We start from the raw sequence: 15,728 nt of genomic DNA on the forward strand, positions 1-15,728 counted from the left end.
TAGCGAGAGAGGCTCAAGTCTGACTCTCTCCCTCCGTGAGTTTCAGAACAGGAAATCTCCCGAATCGAGTTGCCCAACCTGGACGCCCTTGAGCAGGACGGTGTCGCCACCGGGGATGCCGACCATGACGTCGCCGTTCACGCTGGTGAACGTCAGCGCTCCGAAGTTAAGGCCGCGTCCAGTCAGATCGATGACGTCGTGCTCGGTCGCGTCGGCATTGTCGGGATTGAAGTCGTTGATCGTGTCGAAGCCATTCCCCGCCGCGCGATAGTTGTAAATGTCGTTGCCGCCGGCACCGGTGAAGGTGTCGTTGCCCGCGCCACCGGTGAGGGTGTTGGCGAGATTGTTGCCCGTCCCGGTGTGCGACGTCGCGCCAAGAAAAGTCAGCTTCTCGACGTTGGGCGAGAGTGTGTAGGAGGCCAGGAAGGTCTGCACTTCGTCGATGCCTTCATTGGCAAACTCGACCACGCTGTCGGTGTTCGCTTGCACCGAGTAAAGGTCGTTTCCGGTGCCGCCCTGCAGCGTGTTCAAGCCGCCATAACCTGCGTTCAAGCGGTCATCGCCGCCGAACCCGACCAGGTAATTGTAGCCGGACCCGCCCATGATTAGATTATCGAGGTCGTTACCGATTCCGGTGAAATCGGCGCTCCTGCCGTTGTGCGCGAGGACTTCGACGTTCGCGGGCAGGATGAAGAAGCCAAGGTCGGTCGTAACGTCATCTGAGCCTTCGTTGGCGAATTCGACGATCGAATCGCCTACGGCTTCGACGAAGTAGTGGTCGCCCCCGGTGCCGCCCTGCATGGTGTTGGCAGCTCCGGTCCCGCCCGTGAGAAAATCTTCACCGCCGCCACCGACCAGAGTGTCGGCGCCGTCGCGGCCGAACAGAAAGTTCGTTGCGTCATCGCCGATGATGGTGTCATCGTTGTTCGAGCCGTTGATGATTTCGATGCTGATATACGTATCGGTTCCGCCGTAGCCGTTCAGACCATGGCCGGTTGCCAGATTCACCGTGACCGCTGCAGGCGCTGCGGAATAGTCGGCGGCATCGAGACCACCAGCGCCGTTCAGAACATTGTCGCCGCCCAAGCCGGACAGTCTATCAAAGCCGATGCTGCCCTCCATGATGTTGTCGAGTTCGTTGCCGATGCCCGTGAAACTGCCGCCCGGTGAGCTGTTGGAACTCTTCAGGTCTTCGATGTTCGCCCCGAGCGTGAAACTGGAGAGAGTGGTCACAACCTTGTCGTGGCCTTCATTGGCGAACTCGATCAATGTATCGCCGGCATCGACGATGTAGGTATCGTCACCACGACCGCCCTGTAGCGCGTCCGGCGCGCCGCCGCCGTCGTATAGCGTATCATTGCCGTCGAGGCCGATCAGATAGTCGCTGCCCTGGCCGCCCTGGATCCAGTTGTCACCGGCATTGCCGATGCCAGTGAAACTCTGCGTGCCCGAATAGAACAGGCTCTCGACGTTCGCCGAGAGCGTAAAGCTGGACAAGCTTGCGAAGACGGCGTCGTTGCCCTCGCCGGATAGCTCGGTAATGGTTACACCGGAGGTGTTGACGAAGTAGACGTCGTCGCCGATGCCGCCTACCAGAGTATTGAGGCTGCTTCCGGCCCGCAAGATATCGTTGCCCGCGTCGCCATAGAGCGCGTCGTTGCCCGACCCGCCGATCAAGATGTCATTGCCGGTTCCGCCGTGCGCAACAACCGCTACGCCGGCAAGCGTTGCATCGAAAGTGTCATCGCCGGAGCCGCCGTCGAAATAAACATCCTGAACGCCGGTTCCCGCCAGATTGGGCAACTCAAAATTGTCGTTCGTCGAGAAGCTGTGCCTAGGGTGGAACGGAGCGTTGACGTCGGTAAAGCTCGCAGGTGCATCTGCGGCACCTCCGATGATCTGCAGGTGCTCAACGGACTGAAGGTCGGTTCTTTTGAATTGCCCGGCGCTCCAGGAGCCACGAAAACTGGAGAAAGTGGAGAGATATGAATCAAACACAGCGTGGCCGGTTACCGGATCGACCTCGATGCGAGCCTCCTCGCTCTGGTCAACGCGAGTGTCGCCGGCGATCTGAAAAATGTCCTCGTAGTAAGGAATGTTGACCTGGAACGTGTCGCTGCCGTCGCCGCCGTCCACTGTATCTGCACCGTCGCCGCGCGACCAGACGAACAGGTCGGCGCCGCCGAGACCATTGAGCGTATCATTACCCTTCAGTCCGATGATCGTATCGTCGTCCGGGGTGCCGTTGAGGGTTTCGGGATTGTCGGTTCCTTGAATCAAAGCCATCAAAAATTGCCTTCCCAAATTGCGCCCGTGTCTCAATTACGACTGAGATAGCGGGAGAGGCTCAACACTGAGTCTCTCCCTCCGTGAGTTTCAGAACAGAAAATCTCCCGCATCGAGCTGCCCAACCTGGACGCCCTTGAGCAGAACGGTGTCACCACCGGGGATACCGACCATGACGTCGCCGTTCACGCTGGTGAACGTCAGCGCTCCGAAGTTAAGGCCGCGTCCAGTCAGATCGATGACGTCGTGCTCGGTCGCGTCGGCATTGTCGGGATTGAAGTCGTTGATCGTGTCGAAGCCATTCCCCGCCGCGCGATAGTTGTAAATGTCGTTGCCGCCGGCACCGGTGAAGGTGTCGTTGCCCGCGCCACCGGTGAAGGTGTTGGCGAGGTTGTTGCCTGTCCCGGTGTGCGACGTCGCGCCGATGAAGGTCAGCTTCTCGACGTTCGGCGAGAGCGTGTAGGAGGCGAGGAACGTCTGCACCTCGTCGATGCCTTCATTGGCGAACTCGAATACCGTGTCCGCATTCGATTGCACGGCGTAGATGTCGTCGCCGGTGCCGCCTTGGAGAGTGTTGAGGCCCGCGCCGTCGATCAGAGTGTCGTTACCCGCGCCGCCGACCAGATAGTCGTTGCCGGTGCCGCCGATGATGAGATTGTTGAGTTCGTTGCCGATGCCGGTGAAATCGTTGCTGCCGATATGGGTGAGATTTTCGACATTCGCCGCCAGAACCAGAAACCCGAGCCCGGTCTGCACCTGATCGGTGCCTTCATTGGCGAACTCGGTGATCGAATCGCCCACGGCCTGCACGATGTAGGTATCGTTGCCGGCACCACCCTGCATGGTGTTGGCGGCTCCGGCGCCACCGTTCAGCGTGTTATTGCCGGAATCGCCGATGACGGTGTCGGCGTTGTTCGATCCGATAATGTTTTCGATGCTGATGTAGGTATCCGTTCCGCCATAGCCGTTTTGGCCGTGGCCGGTCGAGAGGTCGATCGAGATTGCCCCCGGCGCCGCGGAATAGTCGGCGGTATCGCTGCCGCCGGCACCGTTCAAGACATTGTTGCCGCCGGCGCCAGTCAGAAAATCGTTGCCGCTACCGCCCTGGATCCAGTTATCTCCGGCATTGCCGACGCCGGTGAAACTCTGCGTGCCCGAATAGAACAGGTTCTCCACGTTTGCCTGGAGCGTAAATCTGGACGAGCTTGCGAACACAGCGTCGTTGCCTTCGCCGGGCATTTCGATCACGGTATCGGCGGTGTTGTTGACAAAGTAGACGTCATCTCCGGTGCCGCCCTGCAAGGTATCAGGCGCGCCGGCGGAGCCGAGCAGATAATCGTCGCCATCGAGGCCGATAAGATAGTCGCTTCCCGGGCCGCCCTGGATCCAGTTGTTCTCGGCATTGCCGATGCCAGTGAAACTCTGTGTGCCCGAATAGAACAGGTTCTCGACGTTTGCCGGGAGCGTAAATCTGGACGAGCTTGCGAACACAGCGTCGTTGCCGTCGCCGGGCATTTCGATCACGGTATCGGCGGTGTTGTTGACAAAGTAGACGTCATCTCCGGTCCCGCCCTGCAAAGTGTCAGGCGCGCCGGCGGAGCCGAGCAGATAATCGTTGCCATCGAGGCCGATGAGGTAGTCGCTTCCCGGGCCGCCCTGGATCCAATTGCTCTCGGCATTGCCGATGCCGGTGAAGCTCTGCGTACCCGAATAGAACAGGTTCTCGACGTTTGCGGAGAGCGTAAAGCTGGAGGAGCTTGTGAAGACCGCGTCGTTACCCTCGCCGGATAGTTCGGTGATGATGTCGGCGGCATTCTTGACATAGTAAGTGTCGTCGCCGGTGCCGCCCACCAAGGTATTGAGGCCATCTCCTCCCTTCAACGTGTCATTGCCGGACCCGCCGTGCGCAACGATCGCTACGCCAGCAAGCGTTGCGTCGAAAATGTCGTTGCCGGAGCCTCCGTCGAAGGACACGTCCTGAACGCCGGTGCCCGCCAGATTGGGCAGCACGAAATTATCGTTTGTCGAAAAGCTGTAGGTCAAACGCCGGTAGTCGTCGGTGAACGCCGCCGGCGCGTCTGCGGTACCTCCGACAATTTGCAAATGTTCGATAGATGTAAGAACTGTTCTTGTGAGGCGCGTTTCTTCGGGCGAGTGGGTCTGCGGAAGGGGAATAGGGACGAGGTTTGTTTGAAAAAGGGTATAGGTATCGAAAACAAGCTGGCCGTGACTGTCGATCGCGATGCGAGCCTTTTCAAGGCCGTCAAGGAAGTAAGGCCCCCACTGTTCTGTTTGGTAGGCGTCTTCATAAAATGGAATGTTGACCTGGAACGTGTCGCTGCCATCGCCGCCATTTACGGTATCTGCGCCGTCGCCTCTGACGTTCGCATCGTATGTTTCTGAGGCAACACTGCCAGTCCCGGCAGTCGCGTCACCGCCGCTCGACCAAACGAACAGGTCGTCGCCGCCGAGACCGTTAAGCGTATCATTGTCCTTCAGTCCGATAATCGTATCGTCGTCCGGGGTGCCGTTGAGAGTGTCCTGACCGGCGGTTCCCTGAATCAAAGCCATGAAAAATTACCCTCCCAATTGCGCCCGTGTCTCTATTGCGACCAAGGCAGCGTCAGCTAACCCTGACGACCAAGTTTGGAACGTCAGATTGCGCTCCAAGCAGGCCCAGATAGCGGGAGAGGCTCAACCCTGAGACTCTCCCTCCGTGAGTTTCAGAACAAGAAATCTCCCGCATCGAGCTGCCCAACCTGGACGCCCTTGAGCAGGACGATGTCGCCACCGGGGATGCCGACCATTACGTCGCCGTTGACGCTGGTGATCGCCAGCGCTCCGAAGTTAAGGCCGCGTCCCGTCAGATCGATGACGTCGTGCTCCGCCGCGTTGGCATTGTCGGCGTTGAAGTCGTTGATCGTGTCGAAGCCATTCCCCGCCGCGCGATAGTTGTAAATGTCGTTGCCCCCGGCGCCGGTGAAGGTGTCGTTGCCGGCGCCGCCGGTGAAGGTGTTGGCGAGATTGTTTCCCGTGCCGGTGTGCGACGTCGCGCCGATGAAGGTCAGCTTCTCGACGTTCGGCGAGAGGGTGTAGGAGGCGAGGAAGGTCTGCACCTCGTCGATGCCTTCATTGGCGAACTCGAACACGGTGTCCGCATTCGACTGCACGGCGTAGATGTCGTCGCCGGTGCCGCCTTGGAGGGTGTTGAGGCCCGAGCCGTCGATCAGGGTGTCGTTACCCGCGCCGCCGACCAGATAATCGTTGCCGGTGCCGCCGATGATCAGATTGTTCAGCTCGTTGCCGATTCCGATGAAATCGTTGCTGCCGGTATGGGTGAGATTTTCGACATTCGACGCCAGAATCAGAAACCCGAGCCCGGTCTGCACCTGATCGGTGCCTTCATTGGCGAATTCGATGATCGAATCGCCCACGGCCTGCACGATGTAGGTGTCGTTTCCGGCGCCGCCCTGCATGGTGTTGGCCGCTCCGGCCCCGCCGATCAGCGTGTCGTTGCCATCGCCGCCGACCAGCGTATCGCCTCCGCCGCCGCCGTTCAGCGTGTTGTTGCCGGAATTGCCGATGATGGTGTCATCGTTGCCGGAGCCGATGATGTTCTCGATGCTGAAAAACGTATCGGTCCTGCCAAAGCCGTTCTGGCCCTGGCCACTCGACAGATTCACCGATATCGCTCCCGGCGCTGCCGAATAGTCGGCTGTATCGTTGCCGTATTCGCCAATCAGGACATTGAAGCCGCCCAAGCCGTACAGAACATCACTGCCGTTGCTACCCTCAATGGTGTTGTCGAGCTCATTGCCGATGCCGGTGAAGTTTTGGTTGCCGGAATATTTGAGGTCCTCGAGGTTTGCACCGAGCGTGAAGCTGGCGATGGTGGTCAGCACCCTGTCGTGACCTTCGCCCGCAAATTCGATCAGATTGTCACCGGCCGCCTCGACGACGTAGGTGTCGTCGCCGGTGCCGCCCTGCAGGGCATCCGGCGAGCTGCCGCCGTCGTAGAGCGTATCGTTGCCAGCGAGCCCGATCAGATAGTCGCTGCCCACGCCGCCCTGAATCCAGTTGTCGGCGGCACTGCCGATGCCGGTAAAACTCTGCGTGCCCAAATAGAACAGGTTCTCGACGTTGGCTGAAAGCGTATAGCTGGACGAGGTGGCGAAGACCGCGTCGTTGCCCTCGCCGGGCAGCTCGGTGATGGTGTCGGTGGTCTTGTTGACGAAGTAAACGTCGTCGCCGCTGCCGCCGGCCAGGGTGTTGGCGCTGCTTCCTCCCTTCAAGATATCGTTGCCGGTGCCGCCAAACGCAACGATCGGCACCGAGGCGAAGGTTGCGTCGAAAACATCGTTCCCGGAACCGCCGTCGAAATAAACGTCCTGGACGCCGGTCCCCGTCAGATTGGGCAACACGAAATTATCGTTTGTCGAAAAGCTGTAGTCCGGCGGCCAGACGACGTCGCCGAACCCCGCCGGTGCGTCCGCGGTACCTCCGACAATTTGCAAATGCTCGATGGATGTGAGGACTGTTCTATTGAGGTGAGATTCTGACGTAATGTAAAAACGTTGAGAATGAGTACCGACGACCAGCTCTTGATAAAGACTGTAGGTCTCAAAAACCACGTGGCCGTTAGCATCGATTCCGATCCGCGCCTTTTCGATGTTTTCCCTGTAGTGATCGATTTCGTATACTTCATAGAAAGGAATGTTGGCCTGGAACGTGTCGCTGCCATCGCCGCCGTTGACGGAATCTGCACCGTCGCCTGCGACGTTCGCATAGTATTTGCCTGAGGCGGCGTTGCCGGTCGCGGCATCCGCGTCATTGCCGCTTGACCAAACGAACAGGTCGTCGCCGCCGAGACCGTTCAGCGTATCATTACCCTTCAGTCCGATGATCGTATCGTTGTCCGAGGTGCCGTTGAGGGTTTCGGGATTGTCGGTTCCTTGAATCAGAGCCATGCTAGTTCACTTCCGATGAAATTGTACCCGAGACGGGCAAGTCGTGGCCGGGGCGCGAGCCCGCCCGCTAGGCCTGATCCAGAAGTTCTTTCGCGCGTGATGCCCGGCCGTTGCCCGTCCGTGAGGACGGGCAACGATTGGTGCAGCAACTCAGAACAGGAAATCTCCCGCGTCGAGCTGGCCGATCAGGACGCCCTTGAGCAGGACGGCATCGCCGCCGGGGATGCCGACCACCACGCCGCCGGTGACGCTGGTGAGCGCCAGCGAGCCGAAGTTGAGCCCGCGCCCCGTCAGATCGATGTGGTCGTGCTCGGCCGCGTTGGCATTGTCGGCGTTGAAGTCGTTGATGGTGTCGAACCCGTTGCCCGCCGTGCGATAGTTGTAGGTGTCATTGCCTCCCGCGCCGGTGAAGGTGTCGTCGCCCGATGCGCCGGTGAACGTGTTGTTGAGCACGTTCCCGGTCCCGGTGTGCGACGGTGAACCGATGAAGGTCAGCTTTTCGACGTTGGGAGAGAGCGTGTACGAGGTCAGGAAGGTCTGGACCTCGTCGATGCCTTCATTGGCAAATTCGAACACGGTGTCGGCGTTCGATTGCACGGCGTAGATGTCGTCGCCCGTTCCACCCTGCAGGGTGTTGAGGCCCGAGCCGTCGATCAGGGTATCGTTGCCCCCAGCGCCGACCAGATAGTCGTTGCCGGTGCCGCCGATCATCACGTTGTTCAGGTTGTTGCCGACGCCGGTGAAATCGGCGCTTCCGGTGTGGGTCAGGTTTTCGACGTTCGCCGACAGGGTGAACGACCCAAGAGCCGTCTCGACCAGGTCGGTGCCTTGATTGGCGAATTCGATCACTGAATCTCCGGCCGCCTGGACGATGTAGTGGTCGTCGCCGGTGCCGCCTTGCAGCGTATTGGCCGCGCCGGCGCCGCCGATCAGCGTATCGTTGCCACCGAAACCGATCAGGTAGTTGGAATTGGTGTCGCCGATCAGGGTGTCGAAGCCGCTGCCGCCGTCCAGGGTCTGGATGTTCACCAGGGTATCGATGCCGGCCGCGCCGGTGTCCTGGGTGCCCTTGTTGCTCAGGTCGATATGAAGGTCGCGCGTGTACCTGGAGTAATCGACCTCGTTGGTGCCGCCGAGACCGTTGTAATAGTCATTCCCGTCGCTGCCGTAGAAGTGGTCGTTGCCGGCCCCGGTGGTGTAGGTGTCGTTACCCGTGCCGCCGAACACCCTCATGTTGTTCGTTGTGAGCTGCGCGTCGAGGTAGTTCTGATCGCCGTCGGCAAAATAGGTCACGGTGCCGGTGACGCCGGTGCCGGTCAGATCGCCGACAGTCAGGCTGTCGTTGCCTGCGCGGCCATGGATATCGATGCTTTCGATCGAATTGAATGTCAGGGTGTTGAAATAGGTGGAGTTGCTGATATCCAGCTTGGCGACGCCGGCCACGGATCGCAGGTAGAGATGATCGCCGAGGTTGGAGCCGGTGATGTCGGCGTTGTCGGTGCCGCCCGCGCCATTGAAGGTATCGTTGCCGTCGCTGACCGCACCGAAAATGCTGTTGCCCCCCATCCATATGAAGGTGTCATTTCCACCGAGGCCGTTCAGGGTATCGTCGCCCTGCAACCCATCGAGCACACTTCCGTTGGGGGCCGTCGCGTTCAACGTCTCGGGATTGTCCGTACCATAGGCAATGGGCAGCGGGCTTCCCTGCAGCGCTTCACCGATAAAGAGCCGATATTCACCGGTGCTGGTGGCGCCGTTCCCCGACGATGGATCAAAGGCATTCGCCTGAATGTTGTTGAACGCGGCGACTTGAAGATAGAAGTTTCCAGGTTGGTTGACGTTCGTGTAGGTAAAAAAGGAATCATTCAGATCGTTGTCGTCGCTGCTGGCGACCACGTTGCCGGCTGCATCCATCAACCGCAGAAACGGATCCAGGCTCGAGCCCAGCCTGTATGCGTCGATATCGACCTGGATCGTGCTGTTGGTCGGGATCGCGATAACATAATAGTCGAAGTCGCCCGACGTCGTGCCGTATGGACCGTCGCCGATGAAACCGTTGGCCTGAACAATGGCGCCATCCTGGAAGCGTGCAAGCGCGTTGTTGGCAGAGAGGATCGAACCGTCGTTTTCGCCTTGGGAAATTTGGGTGATTTGGCTGACTTGGGTCGAACTGGTGCCTTGAATGAAGGGCATTACTTATCTCCCATAAAAAATCGCGTGAAATAGCAGTGGTTAAAACATCGTTAAGGTAACGCGGGGTGCTTGCAGCCGTCAACGTGGAACAGAGCGGCCAAGCGGACTCGAGAAGCCCTGCACGCCATGGTTGTGGCGATAAATTGGGATGGGGCGTGGTCCGAGACTTAGCGCGCCCAGCCGACATGCGACAGAGATCAACTGGCGCGGGCTTCGTTGGAATGAGAAAAAGATCGGGACAAGAGGCAACGCAACGCGCACGTCCCTTTTGGGAACTTCTATCGTAATGCGAGGTGAAAGCAACGTCCCACTGCCAGGCGGGGTGTTCTCGATGTGCCAGGATCCGGCGAGAATGGGGTAGGATGGACCGGCAAAGCGACGCCAATAGCACGGCCTCACAAGAACAATCCGCGAGCAGCACCATGACGCGCAGACTGATCGACATCTCCGTTCCCCTGCAGAATGACGTGCCGGCCGATCCGCCCGGCAATCATCCGACCATCCAGTACATCGACCACCAGCAAGGTCTGCCGCGCATGCTGCAGTTCTTCGACGGATTGAAGGCCGAGGATCTGCCGGACGGGCAGGGCTGGGCGGTCGAGCAGGTTTCGCTCTCCACCCACAACGGCACGCATCTCGATGCCCCCTGGCATTTCCATCCGACCATGAACCGCGGCGAGCGCGCCTGGACCATCGACGAGGTGCCGCTGGAGTGGTGCTTTCAGCCCGGCGTGAAGCTCGACTTCCGCCATCTGCCCGACGGTTACGTCGCGACCGCCGCTGATGTCGAGGCCGAGCTGAAGCGCATCGGCCACACGCTGTCGCCGCTCGAGATCGTCGTCGTCAACACCAGCGCCAAATACGGCCGCCCGGATTACGTCAACTCCGGCTGCGGCATGGGCTACGAGGCGACCATGTATCTGCTCGAGCGCGGCGTGCGGCTCACCGGCATCGACGGCTGGAGTTGGGACGCGCCGTTCGTCTTCACCGCGAAGAAGTATGCCGAGACCCGCGACGCCAGCCTGATCTGGGAGGGCCACAAGGCCGGCCGGCACATCGGCTATTGCCACATCGAGAAGCTGCACAATCTGGAGCAGCTGCCTTCGACCGGCTTCATGGTGTCCTGCTTCCCGGTGAAGATCGAGCGGGCGTCGGCAGGGTGGACACGGGCGGTCGCGATCCTCGATGGCTAGGCTTGGATGCCAGCTCTGGGTGACTGGGCCCGGTGCCGGTCACAGCACCGTGCTGCGGGCCTTTCATAACGGTGGATTGTTGCGGCGAGGCCACAGCCTCAGGCAGCCAAATGTGATCTCATACACGCCGTAGTCGTGCGGCGGCTGGCGCGTCAGCAGCGCATGATCTGCGAAGGTCTCTCCCGCGGACTGTGAGCCCCGGCGTCGTCCGGGGCTCTTTCTTGCCCGGGCCTGCCTCGCGCCAAAAAAATCAGGTGCGCCGTCACCGACGCACCTGACCAACCCTTGCAATATGACTTGCGTGGAACGGGCGGCTGTTACCAGCGGCAAACGCGAACGCCGCGCGGGGTCCACCAGCAACGCGGACCGACCACTCCGTATCCATATCCATATCCGCCGCGATAGCCATAACCGCGATAGCCATAGCCGCGGCCGCGATAACCCCAGCCGCCGCCGCGATAACCCCAGCCGCCGCGTCCGCGATAGGCTTGAGCCGGCGAGGTGGTTGCACCCACCAGAATGGCGGAGGTGCTGGCGACATAGACGAACAACAAAGCGACTGCTGCGAGGCAACGAGTCAGGATATTGTAGCGTTTAGTCATTCTGAACATCTCCAGGTCACTTCCAAACATCAGAAACTGATGATGGTTGTCTCGCTTAGACGCGCCAGACCGGCATTCGGTTCGCACGCGCCAAGACAATATTTTCACGAAGGTTCTTGCGAGCTTTCGCGACTCTATTGAGACGAACAGATAAGGTCAAGTTACAGTCCTGATTGTGATGGAAGATCATGGAGTTGCGTTCATCTTGCTGTTCATCGGCCGTTCATTCTGTTCATCTTGATCTATAGGTTAATCGATTTGTGCACCGCAGAAGCCGAGACGGCGGGCGGCGGCGCGTGCGGATCGAGAACTGGAAGTCGACACCATCGTAATCCCAGAGCGTTGAAAGCAGTCCCTCCGAAGAGTCCCCATGCCGAAACAACACACCTACGTGCTTGGTCTCAACACCTACGACCATGACGTCAGCGCCTGCCTGCTGCGCGACGGGGCGATCGCCTTTGCCATCGCCAAGGAGCGCATCACCCGCGAGAAGCACGCCTCCGGCTTCTACAAGGAGGTGATCGACTATTGCCTCGAGGCCGAGGGCATCACGCTCGACGACGTCGATCTCGTGGTGCGCAACAGCTACATCCTGCCGGTGCCCGACATGGAGGAGCGGCTGGCGCATCAGGACATGCCGGGCTTCCTGTCGTTCGCCGAGCGCAACGAGGCGGAGAAGCATCCGCTGTTTGGCGCCAAGTCCGACAAGGTGGTGTCGATCTCGCATCACCTCGCGCATGCCTACAGCGCGTTCGCGGTGTCGCCGTTCAAGGACGGCGTCGTGATGGTGGTCGACGGCGTCGGCAGCTATCGGGCCGACGCGATGGAGCCGTATCCATCCGACGAGGCCGGCAGCCCGCTGGCGCGCGAGTCCGAGAGCTACTACAGCTTCGACGACGCCAAACTCGAATGCCTGAAGAAGGTCTGGATGGAGCCGGCGCGCGGCCTGCTCTCGGACGAGTTCTACAACATGCCGGGGCTGGGCGCGCTGTACAGCCGCGTCTCGACCTACGTGTTCGGCGACTGGAACAAGTGCGGCGAGCTGATGGGGCTGGCACCCTATGGCCGCCGCGAGCAGGTCGGCCACCTGCTCGAGATGACCGACGGCAGGCTGCACGTGCCGTTCTGGAGCGAGGCGAACCGCCAGCCTTACCTGCTCGACAGCGGTAGCTGGGACAAGAGCCCAGCGATGCGGCACTGGGAGGACATCGCCTGGCGGGTGCAGGACGACACCGAGAACGTGCTCTTGGCGCGGGCGCGCTGGCTGCGCGAGACCACGGGCGCGAAGAACCTCTGCATCGCCGGCGGCGTCGCGCTCAACTGCGTCGCCAACGGCCGCGTCGCGCGCGAGGCCGGCTTTGACAATGTCTGGATCCAGCCCGCCGCCGGCGACGACGGCATCGCGATCGGCTGCGCGTATTACGGCTGGCTGGAAATCCTGAAACGGCAGCGCTGCTTCGTGATGGAGCACGCCTATGTCGGCCGGCCCTACAGCGACGCCGAGGTGGCTGCCGCGCTGAAGGATTTCCTGGTGCGCATCCAGGTCGAGGCCAAACGCAGCGACAACATCTGCCGCGACACCGCAAAGCTGCTCGCCGAGCAGCGCGTGATCGGCTGGTTTCAGGGACCGTCGGAGTTCGGGCCGCGCGCGCTCGGCAATCGCAGCCTGATCGCCGATCCGCGCAAGGCCGAGATGAAGGACATCCTCAACAGCCGGGTCAAGCACCGCCAGGCATTCCGCCCGTTCGCGCCGATCGTGCTGGCCGAACGCATGAAGGAGATTTTTGAAGGCGAGGAGGACTCGCCGTTCATGCTGATCGCCAAGCCAGTGCGCCCTGAATGGCGCGACAAAATTCCGGCGATCGTCCATGTCGACGGCTCGGCGCGGGTGCAGAGCGTGCGCGACGACACCAACCCGATGCTCTATCGTCTGCTCAAGGAGTTCGAGGCGCTGACCGGCGTGCCGGTGCTGATCAACACCTCGTTCAACGTCAAGGGCGAGCCGATCATCGAGACGCCGCAGGACGCGGTGAGCTGTTTCCTCACCACCGGCATCGACACCCTCGTGATGCACGACACGCTGGTGACGAAGACGCGGATGCACAAGGTGGTGGCGCCGGTCATGACCACCTTCGGCGACGTCGCGACCATCGTCGCCTCGACCACGCAGAACGGCAGCCGGGGCGGCTAATCCTTAGCTCGCCTTGGCGGGGGCCGCCGGCTTCGGCGCCGGCGGCTTGATCGGCTTGTCCTGCCGCTTCGACCAGGAGATGTAATAGGCCACGATGGTCATGATCGCGATGCCGGAGATCGACACGAAGATCTGCGCGAACAGCGAGCCCGAGCTCATCGAGAGCTCGAAATGGCCGACAAAGGACAGGAACACGCCGACGCAGAACACCGCGAGCGACTGCTGGCCGCAGACGATCAAGGGATCGAACACCTTCCATTCCAGCGCCGCCCAGTCCTTCGGGATGAAGCGGATCACCAGCACGGTGATCACCACGAAGTGCAGGAAGCGGTAGGGCGCAAGGTTGGTCTTGTCGTTCGGGTTGAACGCCGAATAGAGCCAGTCCGGGAACAGCGCACCGAAGTCCGGGAAGCGGCCGGCCATCGTCATGATCAGCGCGAAGATCATGTAGGCGATGCAGAACCACAGGGTGTAGGGCGAATTGATGATGTGCATGTTCTTGCGCGCACCGCCCATCGCGCACCAGGAGCCGAACACGAACAGCACCTGCCAGGCGAACGGATTGAAGTACCAGGTGCCGGCCGGATAGGCCGCCAGGTTCCAGCCCATGTGCCGCGACACCAGCCACAGCGCGATCGAGGCCAGCATGGTCCAGTTCGGCCGTCGCAGCATGAACCACAGCACCGGCGGGAACAGGCCCATCAGCACGATGTAGAGCGGCAGCACGTCGAGGTTGACCGGCTTGAACTTCAGAAACAGGCCCTGGCGCAGCGTCTCGGTGGCGTTGTCGACGAGCCCCGCGACGTTGAACTCGTTGATGATCTCGGAATCGCCGAACCGCAGTGCCAGGTAGCTGATCGAGGCGATGTAGATCACGAACAGGATGATGTGGGCGACATAGAGCTGCCAGACCCGCTTGGTCAGCCGCGTGGCGCCGACGACGAAGCCGCGCTCCAGCATCATGCGGGCATAGACGAACGAGGCGGTGTAACCGGAGATGAAGACGAACAGGTCGGCAGCGTCGCTGAACCCGTAATTCCGGGTCGTGATCCAGTTCACGACATTGTCGGGGATGTGATCGAGATAGATCGCCCAGTTCGCGATCCCGCGGAACAGGTCGAGCCGGAGGTCACGTCCTTTTTCGGGCAGGGTGGCGTGGATTTCCATGGGGCCGCTTCCTCGAGGTGACGCTGTCGAGCAGGCCGCGCTGCGGGCCCGAGGCGTTCCAAAGGAGAGCCCGGGGCCAGATTGTCACAGCGCGGTAGAATGACTATACCGGTCCGGCGAAGGCTGCCTCCGAGATCGAGGAATCACCGATCACATCACTGAGCGGTGTTTCTATACTATCCCGGCGGTTTTCCTCCAATCGTTCCCATGTCGCATATCCCACGAGGCTCGACCATCCATGACCGCACGCATTTTTAAGCCGGCCAAAAACGCGATGCAATCGGGACGCGCCAAGACCAGGGAATGGCAACTGGACTACGAACCCGAGCAGCCGCGCGCCGTGGAGCCCTTGATGGGCTGGACCTCGTCCGGCGACATGAAGCAGCAGCTCACGCTGCGCTTCGACACCAAGGAGGAGGCGGTGGCCTATTGCGAGCGCAGGGGCATCGCCTATCAGGTGATCGAGCCAAAGGACTCCGCGCACCGCCAGATCGCCTACGCCGACAATTTTGCATTTCGCCGCTGGGAGCCGTGGACCCACTGAGTCCGACCCCTTAGGGTCCTGAGGACTCCCACCCCGTCATGTATGGACGGCCCCCTGTCGGCAAGGGCTTTCTTGATGTTTCGGCAAGCGGATCGGGGAGCGGTCATGTATACGGCCTCGAGATGCGGCCATTGACCGCGGGCCCTGATGGAGATCGCTGATCGAATTCCAATCATTGCGGCGCGCTGTGACGCGCGATGACGTGGCGGAGTGTTTCGATCCCGGTTTCCTGACCATTTGCCATCACACCTTGATTGCCCTTCCGATAGGAATGAGCGCGAGCGCGGCGGCTGTCGCCCCTCGACTAGGCAGCAGCCGGCGCGCTCGCGCGGTCGCGGTAAGGTTCTCCTTTGACCAGCATGGCCCAGATGATGCGCGCGGTCTTGGCGGCGAAGGCCACCATGGCGACCTTGTAGGGCCGCCGCGCCAGCAAATCACGCAGCCATGGATCGCTGACGCCGCGCGCCTTCTGCTGCCGCAGATGGGCGCTGGCGCCGTTGATGAAGAGCGCGCGCAGCACGCGATCGCCCTGCTTGGAGATGCGGCCTGGGCGATGCTTGCCCCCGGTGCCGTGATCTTTGCCGG

Annotated in this window: 10 protein-coding genes; 3 read left to right on the forward strand and 7 right to left on the reverse strand. The window is 60.9% G+C overall.

The window, feature by feature from the left end:
- Positions 1-42 precede the first annotated feature (42 nt).
- The 4 genes from CI41S_RS29655 to CI41S_RS29670 form a co-directional block, all read right to left on the reverse strand.
- Positions 43-2,286, reverse strand: coding sequence for a beta strand repeat-containing protein (locus tag CI41S_RS29655; RefSeq protein ID WP_139862751.1), 2,244 nt, complete (start codon positions 2,284-2,286; stop codon positions 43-45).
- A 90-nt stretch (positions 2,287-2,376) separates the two neighbouring features.
- The gene (locus tag CI41S_RS29660) at positions 2,377-4,857 is read right to left on the reverse strand and encodes a beta strand repeat-containing protein (RefSeq protein ID WP_139862752.1); all 2,481 of its coding nucleotides are present in this window, start codon (positions 4,855-4,857) and stop codon (positions 2,377-2,379) included.
- 152 nt (positions 4,858-5,009) lie between these two features.
- Positions 5,010-7,253: a beta strand repeat-containing protein gene (locus tag CI41S_RS45055; protein ID WP_139862753.1), complete on the reverse strand. Its 2,244-nt coding sequence runs from the start codon at positions 7,251-7,253 to the stop codon at positions 5,010-5,012.
- A gap of 150 nt (positions 7,254-7,403) precedes the next feature.
- On the reverse strand, positions 7,404-9,446 hold the full coding sequence (locus CI41S_RS29670) for a calcium-binding protein (RefSeq protein WP_139862754.1): 2,043 nt from the start codon (positions 9,444-9,446) through the stop codon (positions 7,404-7,406).
- 422 nt (positions 9,447-9,868) lie between these two features.
- Between CI41S_RS29670 and CI41S_RS29675 the strand changes: the two genes are divergently transcribed.
- A complete protein-coding gene (locus CI41S_RS29675; RefSeq protein WP_139862755.1) occupies positions 9,869-10,639 on the forward strand; it encodes a cyclase family protein in 771 nt (256 codons plus the stop codon).
- A 317-nt stretch (positions 10,640-10,956) separates the two neighbouring features.
- Here CI41S_RS29675 and CI41S_RS29680 read toward each other — a convergent pair whose 3' ends face one another.
- Complete coding sequence (locus CI41S_RS29680; protein ID WP_244622300.1) at positions 10,957-11,241, reverse strand: hypothetical protein; 285 nt, start codon at positions 11,239-11,241, stop codon at positions 10,957-10,959.
- Positions 11,242-11,611: 370 nt separating this feature from the next.
- Between CI41S_RS29680 and CI41S_RS29685 the strand changes: the two genes are divergently transcribed.
- Positions 11,612-13,432 carry a carbamoyltransferase family protein gene (locus CI41S_RS29685; RefSeq protein WP_139862756.1) on the forward strand — a complete coding sequence of 607 codons (1,821 nt, stop codon included), beginning with the start codon at positions 11,612-11,614 and terminating at the stop codon, positions 13,430-13,432.
- A 3-nt stretch (positions 13,433-13,435) separates the two neighbouring features.
- Here the strand turns inward: CI41S_RS29685 and CI41S_RS29690 are convergent, their stop codons facing one another.
- Positions 13,436-14,599, reverse strand: coding sequence for an OpgC domain-containing protein (locus tag CI41S_RS29690; protein ID WP_139862757.1), 1,164 nt, complete (start codon positions 14,597-14,599; stop codon positions 13,436-13,438).
- Positions 14,600-14,837: 238 nt separating this feature from the next.
- Between CI41S_RS29690 and CI41S_RS29695 the strand changes: the two genes are divergently transcribed.
- The gene (locus CI41S_RS29695) at positions 14,838-15,143 is read left to right on the forward strand and encodes an ETC complex I subunit (protein ID WP_139862758.1); all 306 of its coding nucleotides are present in this window, start codon (positions 14,838-14,840) and stop codon (positions 15,141-15,143) included.
- 304 nt (positions 15,144-15,447) lie between these two features.
- Here the strand turns inward: CI41S_RS29695 and CI41S_RS29700 are convergent.
- A partial coding sequence (locus CI41S_RS29700; protein WP_139862759.1) for a transposase occupies positions 15,448-15,728 on the reverse strand: 281 nt, incomplete at its 5' end.

It is taken from the genome of Bradyrhizobium ivorense, from assembly GCF_900696085.1.
Classification (GTDB): domain Bacteria; phylum Pseudomonadota; class Alphaproteobacteria; order Rhizobiales; family Xanthobacteraceae; genus Bradyrhizobium; species Bradyrhizobium ivorense.